Origin of the sequence: Streptomyces sp. NPDC051569, assembly GCF_044454085.1 — a bacterium.
Lineage (GTDB): Bacteria > Actinomycetota > Actinomycetes > Streptomycetales > Streptomycetaceae > Streptomyces.
The window spans coordinates 1-22,211 of record NZ_JBITDJ010000034.1 but is presented as its reverse complement, the minus strand read 5'-3'; the positions used below and the strand labels follow the sequence as shown (position 1 = coordinate 22,211).

General features: G+C 70.6%; 22 protein-coding genes, 1 tRNA gene and 1 CRISPR repeat array. Of the genes, 19 read left to right on the top strand and 4 right to left on the bottom strand.

The window, feature by feature from the left end:
- The first annotated feature begins 3 nt into the window (after positions 1 to 3).
- The 6 genes from glp to ACIBAE_RS28580 all read left to right on the top strand — a co-directional run bounded on the left by glp (position 4) and on the right by ACIBAE_RS28580 (position 4,479).
- Positions 4 to 1,341, top strand: coding sequence for a gephyrin-like molybdotransferase Glp (glp, locus tag ACIBAE_RS28605; protein ID WP_399290983.1), 1,338 nt, complete (start codon positions 4 to 6; stop codon positions 1,339 to 1,341).
- A 72-nt stretch (positions 1,342 to 1,413) separates the two neighbouring features.
- Positions 1,414 to 1,947 (top strand): cyclic pyranopterin monophosphate synthase MoaC, encoded by a 534-nt coding sequence (gene moaC, locus ACIBAE_RS28600; protein WP_399290980.1) that lies wholly within the window; start codon positions 1,414 to 1,416, stop codon positions 1,945 to 1,947.
- A complete protein-coding gene (locus tag ACIBAE_RS28595) occupies positions 1,944 to 2,471 on the top strand; it encodes a molybdenum cofactor biosynthesis protein B (RefSeq protein ID WP_399290977.1) in 528 nt (175 codons plus the stop codon). The genes moaC and ACIBAE_RS28595 overlap by 4 nt, the downstream gene beginning before the upstream one ends.
- Positions 2,472 to 2,485: 14 nt before the next feature.
- Positions 2,486 to 3,091 (top strand): GNAT family N-acetyltransferase, encoded by a 606-nt coding sequence (locus ACIBAE_RS28590; protein WP_399291017.1) that lies wholly within the window; start codon positions 2,486 to 2,488, stop codon positions 3,089 to 3,091.
- Between the two features lie 142 nt (positions 3,092 to 3,233).
- Positions 3,234 to 4,349, top strand: a complete 1,116-nt coding sequence (gene glpR / locus ACIBAE_RS28585; protein ID WP_399290975.1) for a gephyrin-like molybdotransferase receptor GlpR — start codon at positions 3,234 to 3,236, stop codon at positions 4,347 to 4,349.
- A gap of 56 nt (positions 4,350 to 4,405) precedes the next feature.
- Positions 4,406 to 4,479 (top strand) — tRNA-Ala (locus ACIBAE_RS28580).
- Positions 4,480 to 4,552: 73 nt separating this feature from the next.
- Here ACIBAE_RS28580 and xerC read toward each other — a convergent pair.
- The 3 genes from xerC to ACIBAE_RS28565 form a co-directional block, all read right to left on the bottom strand.
- The gene (xerC, locus tag ACIBAE_RS28575; RefSeq protein ID WP_399290971.1) at positions 4,553 to 5,776 is read right to left on the bottom strand and encodes a tyrosine recombinase XerC; all 1,224 of its coding nucleotides are present in this window, start codon (positions 5,774 to 5,776) and stop codon (positions 4,553 to 4,555) included.
- Complete coding sequence (locus ACIBAE_RS28570) at positions 5,773 to 5,982, bottom strand: excisionase family DNA-binding protein (RefSeq protein ID WP_399290969.1); 210 nt, start codon at positions 5,980 to 5,982, stop codon at positions 5,773 to 5,775. Before ACIBAE_RS28570 ends, xerC begins: the two co-directional genes overlap by 4 nt.
- A 223-nt stretch (positions 5,983 to 6,205) precedes the next feature.
- Positions 6,206 to 6,727 carry a helix-turn-helix domain-containing protein gene (locus ACIBAE_RS28565; RefSeq protein ID WP_399290967.1) on the bottom strand — a complete coding sequence of 174 codons (522 nt, stop codon included), beginning with the start codon at positions 6,725 to 6,727 and terminating at the stop codon, positions 6,206 to 6,208.
- A gap of 396 nt (positions 6,728 to 7,123) precedes the next feature.
- Here ACIBAE_RS28565 and ACIBAE_RS28560 point away from each other — a divergent pair, with 396 nt between their 5' ends.
- From ACIBAE_RS28560 to ACIBAE_RS28545, 4 genes are all read left to right on the top strand, one after another.
- Positions 7,124 to 8,449 carry a DUF3631 domain-containing protein gene (locus tag ACIBAE_RS28560; RefSeq protein WP_399290964.1) on the top strand — a complete coding sequence of 442 codons (1,326 nt, stop codon included), beginning with the start codon at positions 7,124 to 7,126 and terminating at the stop codon, positions 8,447 to 8,449.
- 429 nt (positions 8,450 to 8,878) lie between these two features.
- Complete coding sequence (locus ACIBAE_RS28555) at positions 8,879 to 9,706, top strand: DUF2637 domain-containing protein (RefSeq protein WP_399290961.1); 828 nt, start codon at positions 8,879 to 8,881, stop codon at positions 9,704 to 9,706.
- A 249-nt stretch (positions 9,707 to 9,955) separates the two neighbouring features.
- Complete coding sequence (locus ACIBAE_RS28550; RefSeq protein WP_399290958.1) at positions 9,956 to 10,828, top strand: plasmid mobilization relaxosome protein MobC; 873 nt, start codon at positions 9,956 to 9,958, stop codon at positions 10,826 to 10,828.
- Positions 10,825 to 12,561: a relaxase/mobilization nuclease domain-containing protein gene (locus ACIBAE_RS28545; RefSeq protein ID WP_399290955.1), complete on the top strand. Its 1,737-nt coding sequence runs from the start codon at positions 10,825 to 10,827 to the stop codon at positions 12,559 to 12,561. The genes ACIBAE_RS28550 and ACIBAE_RS28545 overlap by 4 nt, the downstream gene beginning before the upstream one ends.
- A gap of 166 nt (positions 12,562 to 12,727) precedes the next feature.
- Positions 12,728 to 13,122: a CRISPR direct-repeat array (repeat unit 29 nt; unit sequence GGGTCCATCCCCGCGGGCGCGGGGAGCAG).
- 213 nt (positions 13,123 to 13,335) lie between these two features.
- Here the strand turns inward: ACIBAE_RS28545 and ACIBAE_RS28540 are convergent.
- Positions 13,336 to 13,962, bottom strand: coding sequence for an HAD-IA family hydrolase (locus ACIBAE_RS28540; RefSeq protein WP_399290952.1), 627 nt, complete (start codon positions 13,960 to 13,962; stop codon positions 13,336 to 13,338).
- 150 nt (positions 13,963 to 14,112) lie between these two features.
- Here ACIBAE_RS28540 and ACIBAE_RS28535 point away from each other — a divergent pair, with 150 nt between their 5' ends.
- From ACIBAE_RS28535 to ACIBAE_RS28495, 9 genes are all read left to right on the top strand, one after another.
- Positions 14,113 to 15,339, top strand: a complete 1,227-nt coding sequence (locus ACIBAE_RS28535) for a helix-turn-helix domain-containing protein (RefSeq protein WP_399290949.1) — start codon at positions 14,113 to 14,115, stop codon at positions 15,337 to 15,339.
- Positions 15,340 to 15,419: 80 nt separating this feature from the next.
- A complete protein-coding gene (locus ACIBAE_RS28530) occupies positions 15,420 to 15,662 on the top strand; it encodes a hypothetical protein (protein WP_399290946.1) in 243 nt (80 codons plus the stop codon).
- Positions 15,659 to 15,826, top strand: a complete 168-nt coding sequence (locus ACIBAE_RS28525) for a hypothetical protein (RefSeq protein ID WP_399290943.1) — start codon at positions 15,659 to 15,661, stop codon at positions 15,824 to 15,826. Before ACIBAE_RS28530 ends, ACIBAE_RS28525 begins: the two co-directional genes overlap by 4 nt.
- Positions 15,823 to 16,314: an ATP-binding protein gene (locus ACIBAE_RS28520; protein WP_399290940.1), complete on the top strand. Its 492-nt coding sequence runs from the start codon at positions 15,823 to 15,825 to the stop codon at positions 16,312 to 16,314. Before ACIBAE_RS28525 ends, ACIBAE_RS28520 begins: the two co-directional genes overlap by 4 nt.
- Before the next feature lie 53 nt (positions 16,315 to 16,367).
- On the top strand, positions 16,368 to 16,817 hold the full coding sequence (locus tag ACIBAE_RS28515; protein ID WP_399290937.1) for a hypothetical protein: 450 nt from the start codon (positions 16,368 to 16,370) through the stop codon (positions 16,815 to 16,817).
- A 27-nt stretch (positions 16,818 to 16,844) separates the two neighbouring features.
- Positions 16,845 to 17,390 (top strand): DUF6907 domain-containing protein, encoded by a 546-nt coding sequence (locus ACIBAE_RS28510; RefSeq protein WP_399290934.1) that lies wholly within the window; start codon positions 16,845 to 16,847, stop codon positions 17,388 to 17,390.
- Between the two features lie 93 nt (positions 17,391 to 17,483).
- Positions 17,484 to 18,716: a methyltransferase, FxLD system gene (gene fxlM / locus ACIBAE_RS28505; RefSeq protein WP_399290932.1), complete on the top strand. Its 1,233-nt coding sequence runs from the start codon at positions 17,484 to 17,486 to the stop codon at positions 18,714 to 18,716.
- Between the two features lie 50 nt (positions 18,717 to 18,766).
- On the top strand, positions 18,767 to 18,952 hold the full coding sequence (locus tag ACIBAE_RS28500) for an FxLD family lanthipeptide (RefSeq protein ID WP_399290929.1): 186 nt from the start codon (positions 18,767 to 18,769) through the stop codon (positions 18,950 to 18,952).
- Between the two features lie 83 nt (positions 18,953 to 19,035).
- A complete protein-coding gene (locus ACIBAE_RS28495) occupies positions 19,036 to 22,104 on the top strand; it encodes a lantibiotic dehydratase (RefSeq protein WP_399290926.1) in 3,069 nt (1,022 codons plus the stop codon).
- The last annotated feature ends 107 nt before the right edge of the window (positions 22,105 to 22,211 follow it).

Genomic DNA, 22,211 nt, shown 5'->3' with positions numbered 1-22,211 from the left:
ACCTTGAGCAGCACGGCAGAACCGGTACCGGTACCGGCCCCCGGCCAGGAGCGGCTGTGGTCGGTGGACGAGCATCTCGCGGACATCCTGGCCGCGGTCCGCCCCCTCGACCCCATCGAGCTGCAACTGCCCGATGCCCAGGGCTGCGTCCTCGTCGAGGACGTCACGGTGCCGGTGGCCCTGCCGCCGTTCGACAACAGCTCCATGGACGGTTACGCGGTCCGTACGGCCGATGTCATGGGCGCCACCGACGAGTTCCCCGCCGTGCTGACCGTCGTCGGCGATGTCGCGGCGGGCAGCGGCTCGCCGCCCGAGGTGGGCCCCGGCCAGGCCGCCCGGATCATGACCGGCGCCCCGCTGCCTCCCGGCGCCGAGGCCGTCGTCCCGGTCGAATGGACCGACGGCGGTACGGGCGGCGGCGCGGCCACCACCATGCGCCCGGCCCGCGAGGGCCCCGGGGACGGAGGCGAGGTGCGGGTGTTCCGCTCGGTCGAGGCCCGCGGTCATGTCCGCGCGCGCGGCAGCGATGTGCGGGCCGGCGACCTCGCCCTGGCGGCCGGCACGATCCTGGGCCCCCCGCAGATCGGCCTGCTGGCCGCCATCGGCCGTGGCAGGGTCCGGGTGCGCCCCCGCCCGCGTGTGGTCGTCCTCTCCACCGGCAGCGAACTCGTCCAGCCCGGTGAGCGGCTCGGCGAGGGCCAGATCTACGACTCCAACAGCTTCGCGCTCACGGCCGCGGCCCGGGACGCGGGCGCCATCGCCTACCGGGTCGGCGCCGTCACCGACGACGCCGACACCCTGCGCGCCACCATCGAGGACCAGCTGATCCGGGCCGACATGGTCGTCACCACGGGCGGTGTGAGCGTCGGGGCGTACGACGTCGTCAAGGAGGCGCTCTCCTCCGTCGGGGACGAGGACGAGCCGGGCAGCGGCATCGACTTCCGCAAGCTCGCGATGCAGCCCGGCAAGCCGCAGGGCTTCGGCTCCATCGGCCCCGAGCACACCCCGCTCCTCGCCCTGCCCGGCAATCCGGTCTCGTCGTACGTCTCCTTCGAGGTGTTCGTACGCCCCGCGATCCGCGCCCTGATGGGCCTGCGCGAGGTCCACCGCCCGACGGTCCGCGCCACGCTCGTGGCCGACAAGGCGCTGTCGTCCCCGGCCGGCCGCCGCCAGTTCCTGCGCGGTACGTACGACGCGGAGACCGGCGGCATCGCCCCGGTCGGCGGCGCCAGTTCGCATCTCGTCGCCGCCCTCGCCCACGCCGACGCGCTCATCGTCATCCCGGAGGACACCACCTCCGTGGAGCCCGGCACGGAACTCGACGTGGTCCTGATCGGCTGATCGTCGCGCGGTGGCGGTACCGTGTCTGCCCACACAGGCCCTGTCGGGCCCGGATCGGGAGTGCCCCAGCCAATGAGCGCGTTTTCCCGGGGGGACACCCCCGGACCTCCGCAACAGAACAGCCTGACGCATATCGACGAGTCGGGCGCGGCCCGCATGGTCGACGTCTCGGCGAAGGAGGTCACCGCGCGCACCGCGCGCGCCAGCGGCCGGGTGCTGGTCTCCCCGCGCGTCGTCGAGCTGCTCAGGGGCGGGGGAGTGCCCAAGGGGGACGCCCTCGCCGTGGCCCGTATCGCGGGCATCATGGGCGCCAAGCGGACCCCTGACCTGATCCCGCTCTGCCACCCGCTCGCCCTCTCGGGCGTCAGCCTGGACCTCTCCGTCGCGGACGACGCCGTGGAGATCCTGGCGACGGTGCGGACCACGGACCGCACGGGCGTCGAGATGGAAGCGCTGACCGCCGTCTCGGTGGCCGCGCTGGCCGTGGTCGACATGGTGAAGGCGGTCGACAAGGGCGCGGTCATCACGGACGTACGGGTCGAGGAGAAGACCGGCGGCAGATCCGGCGCCTGGACCCGGCCGGCGGACGACGGTGATGCCTCATGAGCGCGTCCCCGGACACCGGGCGGGTCGCGGCGGCGGAGCCGTACCGCGCCCTGGTCGTCACCGCGTCCAACCGCGCCGCCGCCGGCGTCTACGCCGACCAGGGCGGTCCGATCCTCGCCGACGGCCTCGCCGCACTCGGCTTCTCCGTCGAGGGGCCGAAGGTCGTCCCCGACGGCGATCCGGTCGAACAGGCCCTGCGCGACGGTGTGGCCGCCGCCTATGACGTCATCCTGACCACCGGTGGCACCGGCATCTCGCCCACGGACCGCACCCCGGAGGCCACCCGGCGCGTACTCGACTACGAGATCCCGGGCATCCCGGAGGCGATCCGCGCCGAGGGCGCCGCCAAGGCCCCGGCCGCCGCACTCTCCCGTGGCCTCGCCGGTCTGTCCGGGCGGACCCTGATCGTGAATCTGCCGGGCTCGACCGGCGGCGTTCGCGACGGTCTCGCCGTGCTCGGCCGGCTGCTCGTCCACGCCGTGGATCAGATCCACGGCGGCGATCACCCCCGTACCACCGGATGAACCCCGCCTGGCCGGTGGTGCTGGTGGACGGCGACGTCACCCTCCGCCCCATAAGACTGCGTGACCAGCACGCGTGGCGTGAGGTGAACCGGCGCAACCGCGACTGGCTGCGTCCCTGGGAGGCGACGATCCCGCCCCCGGCACCGGGAGGCCCGGTCGCCCAGCGCCCGACCTACCGTCAGATGGTCCGCCATCTGCGCGCCGAGGCCAACGCGGCCCGGATGCTGCCCTTCGTCATCGAGTACCAGGGCCGGCTCGTCGGCCAGCTGACGGTCGCCGGGATCACCTGGGGTTCGATGTGCTCGGGGCATGTCGGCTACTGGGTCGACCGCGAGGTCGCGGGCCGTGGTGTCATGCCTACCGCGGTCGCCCTCGCCACCGATCACTGTTTCCGGATGGTCGGCCTGCATCGCGTCGAGATCTGCATCCGCCCGGAGAACGGACCCAGCCGCCGTGTCGTCGAAAAACTCGGATTCCGTGAGGAGGGTCTGCGGCCCCGCTATCTCCATATCGACGGGGGCTGGCGGGATCATCTCGTCTTCGCGCTCACGGCCGAGGAGGTGCCCGACGGGCTGCTCCGTCGCTGGCGCCGGGCGCGACCTGGGGCGCCCCAAAAATGAAATAAGTGTTCGATATTGGTTAGCATATGGCTATAAACTGATCTGAACAGTCACAAAAAAAGTCCGTGATATCAGCCGGATCGTGCGACACACCGGCTCAATTGGCGGATCCCGCCGTGCGAACCCCTCTACGGTGTGAACCGTGAGCAGCAGCGGCCTCATCTACGCAGTCATCGTCGGGGCCTGGGCCGCCTACTTGGTGCCGATGTGGCTCCGCAGGCAGGACGAGCTCAACGAGGAACGCCCGACGGAACGCTTCAGCACCGCCATCCGGCTGCTGTCCGGAAGGGCGGCCATGGAGCGCCGTTACGCCAGGGAGCTTCAGGAACGCGCCGAAGAAGAGGCGGGGCCCGACGCCGAACCGGACGTCAGCACGGAGTCGATGAGCTCCGTCGACGTCCGGGCCTTCTCGGCGCCCCCGGCCCGTACCGAAGCCCGGATGGACAACGTCCGCCCGGAGGAGCCCGCGCCGGCCAGACCGGCGGCGGCCCGCCCCGTACCCCGTCAGGCCGCCGCCGATCGTCAGGCTCCCGAGCGGCCCGCGCGCCCCTCGGGCGGCGCCGCCGAACGCGCCCGGCGCGCGCAGCGCTCCCAGGTGCTCGTGCGCCGGCGCCGCACCACCGTGCTCCTCTTCCTCGGCTTCACACTCGGCGCGGTCGTCGCGGCGGTCGGCGGTCTCGGCCTGCTCTGGGCGCCGGCCCTGCCCGCCGTCCTCCTCAGCACGTACATCGTGCATCTGCGCGGCCAGGAGCGACGCCGGTTCGCCTTCACGATGGACCGGCGCCGGGCGGAGGCCGCGGCCCAGCACCTCCGCGAGAACCGCCCACACCGCCATCAGCCGGCGACGGCCGTCGCCGGCGAGCCCGCCGAGGAGTCCCAGCCCCGCCCCGAGCCGGAGCCGGCGTCCGTGGTCTCCCCGCAGGAGGCGGGGCGCCGCGCCCTGGTCGAGCAGACCGACCACGCGGAGTGGGTCGACCAGCAACGGGACCGCGGCCCGGCGCGCGGCGACAGCTGGGAGCCGGTCCCGGTGCCGCTGCCGACGTACGTCACCGCCCCGGTCGCCCCCCGCGCCACCGGCGGCGTCGAGGTCGGCGACCCGGAAACCTGGAGCGCGACCCGCTCCTCCACGGCGGCCGACCCCACCGCCGACCCCGCCCCCCAGGCCGCCGCCGCGCCCCACCGCCCCCGCGACCGCGGCCGAACCCCCCTCTTCGACCAGTACGACGACGAGGACCGCCCCCGCGCCGCCAACGAGTAGCCGCCGACGGATTTCCGGGCAGGGCGGCGGGGGTGCTAAAGTTTCACTCGTTGCAAGGGCCTGTGGCGCAGACTGGTAGCGCACCTCGTTCGCATCGAGGGGGTCAGGGGTTCGAATCCCCTCAGGTCCACCGCAGCTCAAAGCCCCCACCGAAGAAATTCGGCGGGGGCTTTTGCATGCCGTACAGCAGCGAAGTACAGCAGCTACTTCCGATCTTGCTGGTCAAGGTGCTTGCCGAGCTTCCGCAGTGCCCGCCGCGTCGCCTCGGACGGTACGTGCGTGTAGACCTCCATCGTGACCGCGATCTTGCTGTGCCGGAGGATTTGCATGGCGATCCGGGGGTGCACGTCGAGTGCGGCGAGCAGAGAGCCGCAGGTGTGCCGGGTGTCGTGCAGCCTGATCGTTCGGACTTCCGCTTTGGCCGACCGGAAGGCGAACGAGCGGTTGAAGTTGCGCGGCTCGATCGGCGTGCCGTACCGCGTGGTGAATACGAAGTCCGAGTCCGTCCATAGTTCGCCGGCCGCCTTTTTCGCTGCCTCCTGCTCCTTACGCCGGAGCCGCAACGCGGTCACGCAGATCTGCGGAAGGGGGAGCACCGCCGTTGACGATTCGGTCTTGGTCACGTCGTGCACCAGTTGCCGCCGGATGCGCTGCAGCTGGTACTCCACCGTCACCTCTCCCGCGTCGAGATCCACGCTCGGCCACGTCAAACCGAGCACCTCACCGCGCCGGAAACCCAGGACCAGGATCAGCACGTAGGCCGCGTACAGCGGGTCGAGGACCGCCCGAGCCGCCTCCAGGAACTGCCGCGCTTCCTCCACCGACCAGGGGTGACGCTTCACCTTGCGGCCGGACCGCACTTTGACCAGCCCCGCCACGTTCTTCGAGATCACCTCTTCTGTCATGGCGTTGGTCAGAGCCGACCGCAGTACGGCGCGGGCATCCTGCACCGTCCGCCGAGAGGCGACCTGCTTGCAGCAGTTGCCGGCAGCACAGCAGCGCGGCTTCGCGCGCTTGGCATCCTTGCCCTGCGCGCAGCATTGGCACTGCACGAGGAGGGCGTTCACCCAGCCGCGCACGTCCCGCACCGTCAGCTTGTCGAGCCGCTTACCTCCCAGGCCGGGTCCGATGTAGAGCCGAACGTGCATCGCGTACGTCTCCGCCGTTTTCGGCTTGAGATCCGGTTCCACCACCTCAGCCATCCAGCGCGTGAGGTACTGCGCGAGCGTCGGCGACGACGTAACCACCGGCCCCTGAGCCGCCTCAGCGTGGAGCTTGATCCACTTCGCGTGCACGTCCTCCCGGGTCTTGCCGTAGACGTACTTCCGGGCGCGTTTGCCGTCCGGCTTGGTGACCCAGACGTAGGCTGCGTGCCCGTTCTTGTAGGGGTAGATGGATCCTTCGCCGTTGCTCCGCTTGACACTCATGCCGCCTCCTCAGCGGTGGCGACGACGCGGGAGACGTATTCGTCGACCCAGGTGGGGAGGATGCGGCGGTTACGGCCGATGACGACCGAGCGGATTTCTCCGGTGAGGACCAGCATCTTGGTCTTGGACAGACCGAAGCCGAGCATCTCGGCGACCTCGGCGGTCGTGAACCACTTCCGCTCTATCGCGGTCATGGGGGAGGGCATGGGAGTTCCTTGTCTCGGCGGCGCGGGGCAACGCGCAGCCGTGCTGACTGGTGGGATGGGCGGTGGGTGACGCGATCCCGCTTGGCCGTCCTCGGCGTTGGTAGCGCCGGGGACGGTGCGGGTGTTGGCGGGCTGGGCCGGATGCGGCGTGAGAGGGCGGCAGGCTGACGGACTGCGCGGGGAGGACGTTCCGGCGGGGGCCGACAGTAGAGGGGGAGCCCTTCTACTGACCGGTGGACGGTCCCTTGCCCAGTGGGTCCCAGGGGGAGTTCGGAGCCGGGTACCACTCAGGTCCGGTGGCGTCCGGTCCGACGTCGACGCCCTGGGCCGCGAGGCGGTCGGCGATCTCGTCGTACTCGCGCTCGGCCTCGTCGAGCCGGGCTCTGGCGCCCTGCTCGATGTCGTGGGCGGTCTTCCACTCCTGCTCGGCCTTCTGGACGCGGTAGCCGGCCTCCTGCAGCTCGTAGTCGGGCTCGTCGGGGCCCGCCACGGCCTCGGTCATGAAGTTCGCCGCCGGGACGTTGAGCGCTTTGGCCAGGCCGACCACCTCGTCGAAGCGCAGCAGGCGGTTGCCGCTCTCGATCTTGGCGACCATGGTCTGGTGGAACTTGAACCCGAGCCGGGTCATGCGCTCGGCCAGGTCCTCCTGCGAAAGACGCGCGGCCTTCCGCAGCACCTTCATGTTGTGCGCCACCAGGGCTTCGCCTTCGAGCGGCACGTACCGGTGCGCCTTGGGACTCGACATACCTACCTCCCTTCCTTCGGCTACGTCCCGGGCTGTACGGGATAGACCTAAACGATACAGCATGGAATATCCATGCTGCAAGCGGTTGAAGTCTTCGTGACGTAATCGTTATGAAACCGGCCCATCGGCGACTATGCTGCGAGCGCATCAAAAAACGATGCCAGAATCGCTTGACACGCCGACGGATGCGTGGTAAAAATGTAGTTATCCCCGCATGAAAATCCCAACCGACAGGAGGTTGATTAGGGCGCATGCACCGCGCTGACCCCGAGCAGCACGAACCCCCGGCGCTACCAACGCCGGGGGCTGACGGAAACCTCGCCACCGCCCATCCCAGGACAGTCAGCCAACGGCGGATCGGGTTGCCCCCCGATGACCGCCGAGTAAGGAGTCTCCGTGAACCACGATACTGCTTCCGGCCCCGAGCCCGCAGGCTCGAGCCCAATCCCGCCGGCCAGCAGCTGGCCCCCGGTCGCGAAGCCCGGCGCACCCGGAACCCACCTGCCCGCCCAGCCCACGACCGCATCCCCCGTCCCCGGCCCGCCGCACATCCCCGGCCCGGCTGCGGCGGCCGAGCCAGCCGGTGCGCCGGAGATACCCGATGCCCCGGCCGCTGAGGGCGACGAGCTGCTCGCGCGGCTGCGGGCACTGATCGCCCGGTTCGTGGTGCTGCCCTCCGACCAGGCCCTGGACGCGGTCACGCTGTGGGTCGCCGCATCCCACCTGCAGCCCTCCTGGCAGCACGCCCCACGCCTGGCCGTAGTCGGCCCCGCCAAGCGATGCGGCAAGTCCCGTCTGCTCGACGTGCTCGCCGAGACCGTCCACAGCCCGGTGCTGACCGTCAACTCCACACCGGCGGCAGTCTTCCGGTCCATCACGGAGGATCCGCCGACCCTCCTGGTGGATGAGGCCGACACGATCTTCGGCAGCCCGAAGATGGCGGAGAAGAACGAGGAGATGCGCGGCCTGCTCAACGCCGGCCACCAGCGCGACCGCTACGTCCTTCGGGTGGTCGGCAACGACCACACCCCGCACCGGTTCCACACCTTCGCCATGGCCGCCATCGCCGGGATCGGCGACCTCCCCGACACGATCATGGACCGGTCCATCGTGATCCGGATGCGCCGCCGGGCCGAAGGCGAACGCGTCTCGCCCTACCGCACCAAGCGCGACAGCCCCGCCCTGCGCACCATGCGCGCCAGCCTGGCCCGATGGGCCAAACCGCTGGCCGACCAGGCTCTGCACCTGGAACCGCAGATGCCGGTCGAGGACCGCGCCGCCGACACCTGGGAGCCGCTGGTCATCGTCGCCGACCTCGCCGGCGGCTCCTGGCCCCGGCTCGCCCGGCAGGCGTGCGCCAGCCTCGTCGCCTCCGAGGCCGAGTCCGAGGACGACCAGCCCAGCGGCGCGCGCATCCTCGCCGACATCCGCCGGATCTTCTTCTCCGCCAGCGACCCCGACAGCATCGCCACCGACCAGCTCCTGTTCGCCCTCAACGGCGACCCGGAGGCCCCCTGGGCCGAGTGGGGGCGAGGCGGCCTGACCCCGCGCGGCCTCGCCGGGATGCTGCGCGAGTTCGGCATCTCCTCCGGCAACGTCCGCATGGGCGACCACACCCAGCGCAAGGGCTACATGCGCAACAAGTTCGCCGACGCCTGGCGACGCTACTGCCCCACCGTCCACCCCCTCGGCCCAAGCACGAGACAGGGCAGCCCGCGCTGACCCGCCTGCCGCAGGACGCGTACCAGCCGTCCCTGCCGTAACACCGCAGGTCACAGCACGGCGTTCCGTCACGGAACACGAGGCAAGACGCCACGCCGCCCCGACCGGCCCGCAGCCCGCCCCGCCCCGCACACGCCCGCGCGGGCGGCGGGCCGGGCCGGGACGGCACCCACCTCCGTCTCGTGCCGTCCCTACCGTCCCTACCGTCCCTCCCGCATAACCGCAGCTCAGAGCACCTTCCAACAGGACGGATCAGCGTCCCAAGACGGAAACCGGTTCCGGCACCGGGACGGCAGCAGCCCCTCCGCGCGACGGCACACCCCCGCCGGGCGCGTCCCTGCCGTACCCGTCCTGACCTGCGGCTGCAACGGCCAAGACGCCAAGACGGATCTTCCAGCACACCCCTCGCCCGTAAGGACGTCCTCCCGCATGCCCACCACCCCCATGGACGCGCACCCCGCCGCCACGGGCACCTTCGCCCGCACCACGATCACGGTCGTGATGGCGGTCATCGCCGCGCTCGCCTTCGTGTTCTCCTTCGGCAACGTCTGGGCCCTGGCCCTCCGGCTCGGCGTCCCCCACCCGATCGCGCCCCTGATCGCCCCCATGGTCGACCTGTCCGTGGTCGGCCTCCTCGTCGCCCTCCACCACCTGGCCGCCCACGGCACCGCCCCCGCCCACCTGCGCTCCGCCACCCGCCTCATGCACCTGTGCGGCCTGCTCACCCTCGCCCTCAACACCGCCCAGCCCCTCCTCGCCAGGCACTACGGCCGCGCCGCCATCGACACCGTCGCCCCCGCACTCCTGCTCGGCTGGGGAACCGTCGGCCCCACCCTGCTCCGCCACCTCCACACACCACCCCAACCGACACAGCAGCACCAGCCGACCACCGCGCCGGTGGCTGCCGCCGCCGCGCCCGCCCAGCAGGCCCCGGCCCCAGCAGCCGCCCCGGCCCACCCTTCACCGCCCACCGCACAGACACCGCCCAGGAACGCCAAGCCGGCCACGTCGGGTAAACGCACCGGGCGACCGCCGGCCGCAACCATGGACCAGCTCATCGCCATAGCCCGGCCGGCCGTCGCTGAACACGGCCTCAGCGTCGCCGTGGTCAAACAGGCCCTGCACGACGCCACCACGCCGGTCGCCAGCTCCCGGCTCACCCAGCTGATGAAGCACCTCAAGGACGAACACGCCCTGGCTGCCGAGACCCCGCAACCGGAGACAGAGGCGGCACGAGCCCACCCCGCAGACGCCTGACGACAGCCCCGTAGCCCGGCTCACCCCGACCCAGCCTGGTCGGCCGGGTCGGGTGGGCGGCCGCTTACGGCGCCCCCGATCCGGATGTGCGGATCTCCCCAACCCTGGGACTTCCGCGCATCCGGGCGCCGCTCTCCTACACCCCGAACGCGGATCGGCCAAACCGCCACCCACCCGAACCATGACCCGCACAACGAGAGGACCCACCCCGTCATCCGCCACACCACAAACGCCTCGCTGGAGAACACCGTGAAGCCCACCTCCGACACCGGCACGGACGCCGAAGAAAGCCCCGAGCCCGCCACCAAGGCCCGTAAACTGGGTGGTCTGTGGCGGCGAGCCTTCAACAACACGGCTCCTGGCGGAGCCAGTTGTACCCAGTCTCCGACTGTCGGCCGGAGTCTGGGGTCCTCCACCCCGGGGGTGGCGGAGGAGGCCCGGCGGGAGGGCGCACCAGGCCCGGAGGCCGGCGCCGCAGGCGGCCCCGCCCCGGACGAACTCGACGCCGTCCAGCGCGCCGTACTCGCGACCGCACACGCCGACGAGCGCCCCCACACCATGCCGACCAGCACCCCCGGCCCGGCCGCCAAGGCGGCCAGGCTCGACAGTGACGGCGAGGTCCGTGAGAGGGTCGCCGTGTTCGTCCACGACAAGATCCCCGCACTCGACGTGCCGCCGCTCACTGTCCACGCCAGCGCCCAGACGATGCCCAAGGGGAAGATCCGCCGGTTCAACGGCAAGCGCCGCACACTGCGCGTGGGACCGGTGGGCTTCACCGAGGCCGAGCACGCCGACCTGTTGGACGCGGCCGGGCGACACGGCTACGAGGGCACTCTGTCCGGCTACCTGGCGGATATCGCGCTGGCGTTCATCCGGGGCGCATTCAGCGTCGACCTGCCCCTGCACACCGGCAAGCAGGAGGTGCAGGAGTTCCGCGCAAAGATCCGCTGGGAGATCAACCGCATCGGCGTCAACATCAACCAGATGGTCTACGTGCTCCACCGCGACAACCGCATCGAACCGGACATCCGCGAACGCCTCGAGCACCTCGACCGCCTGCTCACCCACATCGCCCGCGCCCTCCTCATCCCCGCCGAGCCGACGGATGGAGGAAGCCTGTGATCCCCTCGGTGAAGAAGCCCGGCGGCAACACCCGCGGATTGCTCGCCTACCTTTACGGCCCCGGCAGGAACGACGAACACCTCGACCCGCACATCGTCGCGTCCTTCAGCCCGCGCGGCCTGCCCGACCCCGGCCGCGACCAGGACGCCACCCTCACCCAGCTCGGCCAGATCCTCGACGCCCCCGTCAAGCTCCGCAACGAGGGTTTCGGCAAGCCCGTCACCGACCACGTCTGGCACTGCCCCGTCCGCACCGCGCCCGACGACCGGCACCTGTCGGACGCCGAATGGGGCGAGGTCGCCCGCCGCATCGTCCACGCCGCCGGGATCGCCCCCGGCGGCGATCCCCTGGCCTGCCGCTGGATCGCCGTACGGCACGCGGACGACCACATCCACATCCTGGCCACCACCGTCCGCGAAGACGGCCGCCGCCCCAAACTCCACAACTGCGGCATGCGCGCCCAGGCAGAAGCCCGCGTGATCGAGAAGGAACTCGGCCTCCACCAGGTCGCTCCGGGCGACCGGACCGGGGACCGCCGCCCCACCCAGGCCGAGATGCACAAAGCCGAACGCCTCGGAAGGGAGCAGACCAGCCGCCAGTGGCTCCAGGAGCGCATCCGGGCCGCCATCCCGCACGCCGCCAGCGTCGAGGAACTTCTCGCCTACCTCGAGGCCGATGGCGTCCAGGTCAAGGTCCGCCGCTACCCCTCCGGCGACCTCCAGGGCTACAGCGTCGGTCGCCCTGGCGATGTCAAGGTCAACGGCGAGCAGGTGTATATCTCCGGCAGCAAGATCGCCCCCGACCTGTCCCTGCCCAACCTCCAAGCCCGCCTCGACGCCGGGCAGCCCGAGGAGTACCCGACGGCACGCCGCAACCGGCCCAGCACCAGCTGGGAGCGCGCCACCGACGCCCTCGACCTCCTCCACGACCACCTCGCCGACGTTGGGAGCGGGGGCAGCCGGAGTACGGGAGAGGAGGCCCAGGCGCAGATCACCGCGCTGGGAGAACTCATCGACGCCACAGCCCAGGCCGGACCGGCCGAGCTGCGGGACCAGCTGCGCGCAGCCAGCAGGGAGTTCGCCCGCGCCCAGCGCTCCCGCATCCGCGCCGACCACCACACCGCCGCAGGACTGCGACAGGCAGCACGCGACATCATCCACGCCGGAGACGGACCCGACGGCAGCGCGTTCGCCGTCCTGCTCACCGCCCTGCTCTGGTCGGCAATCCTGGCCTCACGCTGGCACCAAGCCCAAGGCCACCAGCAACAAGCCGAAGCCGCCCGAACCACCGTGATCCACCTGCAAGCAGCCTACGACCAGACAGCCGCCGAGGAGTTCGCCGCGCTCGCCCATCGCCAACCCACCGTGGAGGTGAACCATGCCCTCGCCGGCGCTGTCCGCTCCGCCGTCCCCGACCACGCCGACCGCATCCTCACCGACCCCAACTGGCCAGCCCTGGCCACCGTTCTCGTCGACGCCCACGCAGCCGGCCACCCGCCCCGCACACTCCTGGCCGAAGCCGCCGCCCGCCGCGAACTCGGCACAGCCCGCCTTCCCGCCAAGGTCCTCCTCGGCCGCATCCAGCACACCAGCCGCAACCCAGCACTCAACCCCCGCGCCGAGGCAGCCCGCCTCCGCTCCCAAGCCGCGGGCAACCTCCCCCGCAGCTATGGTCCACAGGCCGCAGCAGCGGCAAACCCCATATCCGAACCCCAGCCGCACCGCAGGCGCTGAGACACCCAAGCGCTCGAAGCGGATTGATCAACCCATCTACTCGGCAACCCAACACACCAAAGTCTGGCCACAGGCTGCCCCGCTGGTGCGGAAGGTAGACCGGCACACCTACACCCCGCGGTGCGAGGAGCAGGGCGGGTCGAGCTTGGAGGAATAGCGGCCGACAGGTCCCATCCCCGCGGGCGCGGGGAGCAGGCCCTGTGCTCGGCGTGCCGGATCGCGAACTGGGGTCCATCCTCGCGGGCGCGGGGAGCAGGCCCGCTACCTGCGTGTCGCCACCACCGGCACGGGTCCATCCCCGCCGGCGCGGGGAGCAGATGCGTTACCGGTGCAGCCAGGCTCGTCAGGTGGGTCCATCCCCGCGGGCGCGGGGAGCAGAGCAGTATCGATCCGTCGGTGACGGGGCCGTGGGGTCCATCCCCGCGGGCGCGGGGAGCAGCGCTCGGGTCAGTCCTGGCGTGCGATGGCCGCGGGTCCATCCCCGCGGGCGCGGGGAGCAGACGCAGTCCACCCGGTACGAGCTGAACGGCCAGGGTCCATCCCCGCGGGCGCGGGGAGCAGACTCACTGACCTGCACGTTTCCGAGGAAGCCCAGCCGGATTGAACCAACTTCCGAGAAAGCGACAAACTGGGCGAACCGCTCGCGAAGCCCACCCACCTTCCCAATGAACAGAGTACGGGCGACGACATGAGCACCAACCGCACCATCGCCTTCTGCCATGACGCAGGTCCGCGGATACGGCCCCGTGCCGAACTCAGCCGCCCGCCGTCTGATCACGTCGCGGGCGTCGCGCAGCCGAGCAGCGCATCCAGTTGCGCCACCGTGGCGGCGGCATCGGTGTGGTGAATGGTGTGGATGCCCAGCGCCTCCGCAGGCGGCAGGTTCACCGCGTGGTCGTCCACGAACACGCAATCCCCGCCCGGCAGCTGCAGCAGCTCCAGGGTGTGCAGGTAGATGCGCGGGTCGGGCTTGCGTACGCCGATCTGCTCGGACAGCACGATCGCGTCCCACTGCCCGTCCCACATGCCGAGCGCCTCGTAGGGATTGAAGGGGGTGATGCCGAAGCTGTTGGAGAGCATGGCGACCTTGATGCCGGCGGCGCGGGCGCGGCGAGCGGCGTCGACCATGCGCGGCTCCAGGGGGAGATTGGCCAGGGCCCGGCGCATCAGGTCAGTGGGGTCGATGCCGAGGATACCTCCGATGACCTGGTTCCACTGCTCCTGCGTGGCTTCGCCTATCTCCAGCGCCTTGTAGACGGCTACCCCCTCCGGGTGCTCGTTCAGCGCGTGAAAGTACGCGCCGGGGACCAAGCCCTCGCTGCGTTCGAAGGCTTGGCCGTTGAGCCGCATCCGGATGGTGAGGACGCCCCCGAAGTCGAGGATCAGGCCGCGGTAGGTCATTGCTGGCTCCATCGAATATGACTCGCCCCAGGGGCGTGGGCACGCTGCAGCACGGATGGTAGCCGTGGATCGATCGCCCTCGCCCTCCCAGGCCGGAGTCGTACCCTGGCGGTGGAGGCAACTGCCGCTTGGGCGAGGGGACGTCAGTTCATGGCTGTCGAGCAGGACTTCAGTATCGGTGCCCGCATCCGGTACTACCGCGAGCGTCGAGGCCTGTCACAGAAGGCCATGGCGGAACTCGTCGGCAAGTCGGAGAACTGGGCCTACAAGGTCGAGAAGGGCATGCTGCCCATCGACCGCCTCTCGGTGTTGATCGACCTCGCGCGAGTGCTGCACGTCCGCGATCTGACCGACTTGACCGGCGGTGTTCTGACCGGCGCAGTTTCAGGACCGCAGAACGGGCACGAGGGGGTGCCCGCGATCCGCCGCGCCTTGTCCCTGCCCTCGTCGCTCCTGCCGTCCGGGATCGGCGAAGTGTCCGTGGACGAGTACCGGGCCGCAGTGAATGACGCGTGGCGCGTCTACGAGACGCAGACCAAGGAACGGTACGCCGACATCGGCGGCCGGCTGCCGAATCTCGTGCGGCAGGGCTACGCGGCCGTGCGCGACGCCGAAGGTGAGCAACAGGAACGGCAGGCAGTGGCGCTGCTGATCTCCGTGTACGGCCTGGCCCAGGTCTGGCTGCGTCGCGTCGGCGAGCCCGTACAAGCCCGCGTCGCCGCCGACCGCGGCGTTGCTCTGGCCGACCAGGTCGGTGATCCGGCGCTGCTCGCCGCGGCCACATGGACCTTGGCCTGCGTGCTCACCTCCTCGGGAGACGTAGCCGACAGCGTCGCCCTGGCCCGGGAGACCATCGCCGGCTGCCACCCGGGCGAGGACGCCTCGCCGGAGCACCTGTCCGCGTACGGAGCACTGCATCTGTCGGCGGCCGTGGCTGCCGTGCGTGACAACCAGGGCCCGGTGGCGTGGGACCTCTACCACGGCGCCGAGCGCGTAGCGGCGCGTCTCGGTGAGGACCGGAACGACTGGCACACCAGCTTCGGCCCGACGAACGTGGCCATGCACGCCGTGCACCTCCGGGCTGAGGAGGGCGACACGGTGGAGGCACTGCGGGTGGCCGACAGCGTGGAGGACAACCCCGAGCTGCCGCTTGAGCGGCGCACCCGGTACCTGATCGAGGTCATGAACTGCAACCGCATCCAGCGTGACGACTTCGCCACCGTCTACATGCTCAAGCGGATCACCACCCAGTCGCCCGAGGAGGTGGGTTTCTCGCCGCTCGTCCGGGAGGCGGTCGCGGACCTGCTCAAGCGGGAAAAGCCCATGTGGCGGCAGGATCTGCGGGCCGTGGCCCAGCACATCGGCATGACCGCGTAGAGATCGCAGCGCCCTGACTGCCCGTCAACCCTGATTTTTACTCAGGGTAGGTAGGTGACCGCGCTCCTACGGTGAGTGACATGACAGAACGTCGCCTGCCGCTGAGTGGGTCGTTACGAGCCTGGCGCGTCGAACGCGCTTCCGACGCAGCTGAGTTGACCCAGGCCGGACGCGTCGCCATTCCGGTCCGCCTTCGCCGGATCGGGAGGCGAATTTCCGCGACCGGGGCCTTGCTGGTCCTCACCGCCGAGGAAGCCGACGCGCTTTGCGTCGAGTTGGCAGCTCTGCTGCACCCCGGCGACGGCCGGGAGGCCGCGTCATGACCGGGCCACGGCGGACCGCCACCGACAGCGAGCGCCGCCGGGATCTCCTCGCGGCCGCCGCCGGACTGCACCCGGGAAGCGCGGCCGTCGCCGCCGCCCACCAGGCCCCGGCCTTGATCGTGCCGTGCCTTCTCCGCGCCCGACGAGAGGGGCCGGTCTCATGACCCGGGTAGCGCATTCCACGGGCGACCTCGCCACCCCCACCGCCCCTGTCCCCTCCATGACCGAGCCCATCTGTGACGAGTTCGCGGTGCGGATCTCCAGCGGCGCCTCAACGGGCAGCGCCCTGGAACGGGACCACGGCGGCCTGTGGGTCGGACGGCTTCGCCGCATCAGTGCGGCAAAGCTGCGCGCTTGGGGGCTGACTCCGCTCATGGACGACACCCAGCTCCTGGTCAGCGAACTCGTCACCAACGCCCTGCGGTACGGCCAGGGCGGCGAGATCGAATTCCGCCTCGTCATCACCCTCCAGGGGATGTTGCTGGCGGTGAACGACGGCTCCGAAAGCCGCCCGCGGTTGAGGGTGGTCGACGAGTCCAGCGAGACCGGCCGAGGCCTCTTCCTCGTCGCTGCTCTCGCCGACGACTGGGGCGTCTGCCCCGACGGCACGACCACCTGGTGCACGCTGAGCCTTGCGCGGGCGTGCCGATGACCGTCCCGATTCACCACCCCTCGACGGCAAGAACCGACTCGACCCGGCGGTCCATGACGACAGCCGAGATCAAGGCCGTTGCGGGCCGCAACCGCAGCAGCGAAACGCATCCACGCAGAAGGCAACCCGCAATGACGCACGCGAAGACGCTGTTCCCTGTCTGCGGCCGGACCGCCCGGCTCCCGGAGTATCTGGTCCAGGAAGCTCTGCGCATCGCGACACCGTACGGGCCGTCGGAAGAGGACGACGTGGAAAGGGACTTGTGGTGCCACCTCCAAGTCCACCGCGACGGGAACCACTCCGCCCTCGTACTTGATCTCGACGGCGCGGACACCGGCGCCATCTGGACGTGCTGGGCAGACGGCGTCCCTGCCGCAGCGCTGGACATCCGACCGGATTGCTCGTTCGTCGATCCCGAATCACAAGAAGCGTGCTGCGAGTTCGCCTTCCATCCGGGTGCCCACTCCCACCAACTCACCGCTATGCCCGTCGAATTCTCATGACTTACCGCCCCAGCAGAGGAGATCGCCTTGCCCAGCACCTCAGTGGCCCTGAAGCCGGACATTGCCGTACCACCCGCCCAGCAACCGCCCAGCGAAGGGATCACCTCAGGCCGCACCTGGTCCATCAGTACGACAAGCGGCGTCACCCTCACCGGGTACCTGCCGCCCTGGGCCGACGAGGACCCCAGCGAATCGGACGTCCCGCCGGAAGAGCTCTCCGTCAAGCTGATCGACCTCGCGCACTGGCGGCCCTTCGACGGGCAGAGGATGCGCATCCACAACCCCGCCGACGCTGACGGCGCCGGCCTGACCGTGGAAGAGAGCCTCTTCGACGGTCACATCACCTGTTACCCCTACAGCGAGGACCCGCAGGAGCGGACTCCTTACGCCGACGTCCGGGTGGTGGACGACCTCTGGTTGAACAACCTCACGCCCGAGGGCCTCGCCAAGCTCGCCACCCAACTCCGCATGCAAGCCGACCACCTTGAGAAGGACGTCATCCCGATCCTCGAAGCAGCCCGCCACGACTGGGCCGCCCACCAGCCCGCACGCGCGAACTACGTCCTCCGGTGAGCCTGTCGGCGCGTCGATAGCCTCCCGGCCGATCGGCACTGTCCGCTGTTGACCGAGCACCCAACGTACCCACGAGCGAAGGAACTTCCCCTGATGACCAACACGACCGTCGAGCCCGACGAGGCCACCCGCCTGCGGAACAACGTCGTGGACACCCTCCGTGCGGAGGGCTGGATCACCTCGCCCGAGGTCGAGGCCGTGATGCGCGCGGTCCCCCGCCACGAGTTCACTCCCGGGGCGTCCTTGGAGAAGGCGTACGAGCCGTACGCGGCGGTGATCACCAAGACCGACGAGCACGGCGTCCAGCTCAGCTCCGTGTCGGCGCCGCAGATCCAGGCCCTGATGCTGGAGCAGGCTCGGGTACGCCCGGGGATGCGGGTGCTGGAGATCGGTTCGGGCGGCCTGAACGCGGCTTACCTCGCCGAACTCGTCGGCGAGGACGGCGAGGTCACCACGGTGGACATCGACCCTGTCGTCACCGACCGCGCCAGTCGGCTGCTGGACGAGCACGGCTACAGCCAGGTCGCTGTCGTCACGGCGGACGCCGCCGAGCCCACCCCCGGCCTCGGGAAGGTCGATGTCGTGCTGGTGACCGTCGGTGCCTGGGACATCCCGCCGGCCTGGATCGACCAGCTCAAGCCTGGCGGTCGCCTGGTGGTGCCGTTGCGGATGCGTGGCCTGACCCGGTCCATCGCCTTCGTCCGTGTCGGCGGCCACCTGGAGAGCGAGTCGGCGAAGATCTGCGGATTCGTGCCGATGCAGGGCTCCACTGCCCACCGCGAGGAGCTGCTGCTGGTCAACGGCACTCCCGAGATCGGCCTGCGGTTCGATGACGGACTGCCCTCCGACCCGAGCCTGCTCGACAACGCCGTCACCTACCCGCGCTTCGAGCTGTGGACCGGGGTGACGATCGGTGTGAGCGAGCTGCTGGACACCCTCCAGATGCACCTGGCCATCACCTTGCCTGGCTTCTGCGTGATGGCCGTGGACCCCGACCTTGACTCCGGCATCGTCGCCCCGGTCAACAAGGGCTTCGCCTTGGCCGCCGTGGACGACCAGGGACGTACGTTCGCGTACCTCACCACCCGTCGCACCGAGGACAACAAGCACGTCGAGTTCGGCGTGCACGCCCTCGGCCCCGACGCCGCCGCGTTCGCCGAGACCATCGCCGCGCACCTGCGCGACTGGGCCAGCGAATACCGCGGCGGCCCCAGCCCGGTCATCCGGGTCTATCCGGCCGGCACCTCCGACGACCAGGCCCCCGGCGACCGGGTCATCGACAAGGTCCAGAGCCGGATCTCCCTCTCCTGGCCCGCCCAGCAGTAGCTGCGGCCCAGGGTTCCCGCACCATCCCCAACGGAAGGAAGGGCACCACCATGACCAGCGCCACTCTGGCCCCTGCGCCGGCACTCCTGGACGACGACTTCGCGCCGCTCGACGTGAGGGTCGTCCTCGCCGCGCACCCCTTCGGCAAGCTCCAGTGCTCCACCGGCGACGGCTGCGGCACCACCTGCGCCAACGGCGCCTCCGCGTGCAGCTCCTTCGTGGAGGACCCCGCCTGATCTCATCCACCTCCCCTCAACCGGTGGGCCGGACGCACGCCCGGCCCACCGGTCCCCGCGCTCGTACCGGAAGGGAACACCTCATGGCCCCCCAAGTGGCCGTCAGTTACCGCTGGCAGAGTCCCGCGTTGCTACGAGCCAGCACCATCTCCGGCATCACGGACCTCCCCCGCGCCCTCAACCTGGACGACGTGGCGGTCACCCGCATGTGGCTGGGCAGCAGGTGGCAGCAGGAGGCATTCCGTGACGCCCTGCGTGCGGCAACTCCCGTGCTGTCGGAAGCAGTCGAAGCCGTCGTAGGTGGGAGGGAGACCCGGCCCCGGCACGTTCGGCGTACGGCACTGTCCACGATCTCCTACCTCCTCCGGTGGCAGAGCCGTCCCACCCCTCTCGGCTTGTTCGCCGGCACTGCCGCGGTGGCCGTCGGGGACACCGCCCGTACCCAGTGGCGCGAGAAGCACCGGGCGTTGCTGCGCGCCGACGCCGAATGGGTCACTGACGTCATCGGGCGCCTCCAGTCCAGCCCAGAACTGCTGCGCCGACTGCCCCTGACGGCCAACAACACCGCCCGTGAGCGTGGTGATCGTCTAGTGGCCGTCGGAGCCCCGGCCGACGCTTACGCCCCGCTCATGGCCCCGATCGAGATATCCGTCCGCAACTCCCGACCGGTGGCCGCCGCTATTGCCGCTGCCCACGAGCCGATCACTTACGACGACCTGTGTGCCCACCTGCGCACGCGCTTCCCTCGGGCCACCGCCGACCAGATCGACATGCTCCTGCGCGACCTGGTCGGCCAGCAGATCCTCGTGTCGAGCCTGTGGGCGCCGATGACCACCATGGACGCCTTCGGTCACCTGTGCGCCGAGCTGGTACGGCTCCACGCGGACACCATTCCCGATCTCCAGGATCTGGTCACCGCGCTGTACGACGTGCGAGACGAGATCGCCGCCCACCAGTCGGCATCGGCCACCTCCGCGCTGAGCCGCCTCATCCCGAAGATGCGCGCTATCTCCCCGGCGACACCGACGCCCTTGATCATCGATGTCGGCCTCGACTGCGACGTGCAGATACCCGCGGCCGTTCTGGAAGAGGTTCAGGCCGCGGTCACGGCGCTGTACCGGACCACGTCGCAGCCGTACGGCTACCAGCACTGGCGGGACTACCACCGCCGCTTCCGCGCTCGCTACGGCGTGGGCGCACACGTACCCGTCGAGGAGCTGATCTCCGACAGCGGGCTCGGGCTGCCGGCCGGTTACCTCGGCTCGGAACGCGGTCGCCCGCCCAAACTCCTCACCGACCGGGACGAAACCCTGCTCGCGCTGCTGCAAAGCGTCCTGATGGAGGGCGAGAGCGAACTCGTCCTCACCGACAAGACGATCGACGCCCTCGCGGACGCCGCTGGCACCGAACCGCACTTCGTCCCCCGAGTCGAAACCGCCTTCGAGATCCACGCCCCGTCCACCACGGCCCTCACACGCGGCGCCTTCGAGGTCGCGATCACCGCGGTGCCGCGACCGGGCAGCAGCATGGCCGGCCGATTCGCCCACCTGCTGACGCCCGATCAGCAGGAGACCCTGGCTGACGGCTACCGCGCCGACACCGACACGCTCACCGCGCAGCTCAGCTTCCCGCCCCGCAGACGCCGCACCGAGAACGTCATCCGCATACCCCGCCTGCTGCCCCACGTCATCGCCGTAGGCGAGCACCCGGCCGCCGACGGCCAGACGATCAGCCTCGATGACATCGCCGTCACCGCTGACGCCCGCCACTTCTACCTGGTCCAACGCTCCACCGGGCACCGCCTGGACGTGCGAGTCCTGCACGCCCTTGAAGCTGCTACGCAGACTCCGGCGCTGGCCCGCTTCCTCGCCGAGGTCGCCGGTGCCAGGTACGCCGCCTACAAGCCGTTCGACTTCGGCGCCGCAGCCCGTCTGCCGTACCTGCCTCGCGTGCGGTACCGCCGCACCATCCTCGCCCCCGCCCGCTGGCTGCTCACAGCCGACGAGATGCCAGGTCGCACCGCCCGGCACGAGACGTGGGACCTGGCGTTCGACGCCTGGCGTACTCGGCTGCGCCTGCCCGACGCGGTGAGCATGATCGAGCACGACCAGCGCCTTCCGGTGGACCTGACGCACCCGGTCCACCGCCGCCTGCTGCGTACCCAGCTCGACCAGAAACGGCGGCTGGAGTTACGCGAGGCACCTGCCGCCGACGCGCACGGGTGGATCGGCCGTGCCCACGAAGTGTGGGTCTCCCTCCGCCGTACCGGGTCGGTCCCGGCTGCCGAGGACGGCCCTTGCGGTTCACTCGCGTACGGTGCGGAGCCGCCGCGACTACACCTGCCCGGCGCCGGCAGCGTGCTGTACGCCCGCCTGCACGCCCACCCCCACCGCTACGACGAGATCCTGGCCCAGCACCTTCCCGCCCTGCTCACCGCACTCGGCGACACTGCCGCGCTGTGGTGGTTCACGCGCCACCGCGAAACCGCCCGGCCGGACGGTGATCAGTACCTCGACCTCGTGTTCCACTTGGCGCCCGGCAGCTACGCGGCGGCGGCCGAGTGCGTCCACGACTGGACCGGCTCCCTCCACAGCATTGGCCTAGCAGCTGGCCTGACGCTGGCCGACTACCGGCCGCAGACCGGCCGGTTCGGGCACGGCGACGCGATGGACGCCGCACATCAGGTCTTCGCCGCCGACTCCGCCGCCGCACTCGCACAGATCCGGTTCACCGGCCAGAACGACACCGCCACCCCGCAGGCCCTCGCAGCCGCCAGCGCCGTCGACCTTGTCCAGCACCTCGCCCCCTCCGAGGCGGAAGCCACCGACTGGCTCGTCCAACGGCTACCGCAGACGACCGGCCGCCTGGACCCTCACCTGCGCGACCAGGTGCTCGACCTCACCTCCCCTGGTGGCCGAGGCGCCTTGGGCGTGCAGCCCGGAGGCGACACCGTCACCCGGGCTTGGCAGGCCCGCGCCGACGCCCTCGACGCCTACCGACTCCGCCTGGCGGGCGCCGATCCGCTCCGGGCCGCCCGGTCGCTGCTCCACCAGCACCACGTCCGGGCGCTGGGCGTAGACCCCGCGGCCGAGGCCGTCACCCTCCGCCTCGCCCGCACAGCGGCCCTGCGCCAGCAGAAGGCAGTCCGATGACCGCGGTCACCACTAGGCCGTGTCTGATAAATGATCATGCGGTGGTGTCGCGGAGCCACAAGATGAGCGAGGCCAGGTGCAGTCCCGACTGATAGCGGACGGCGAGC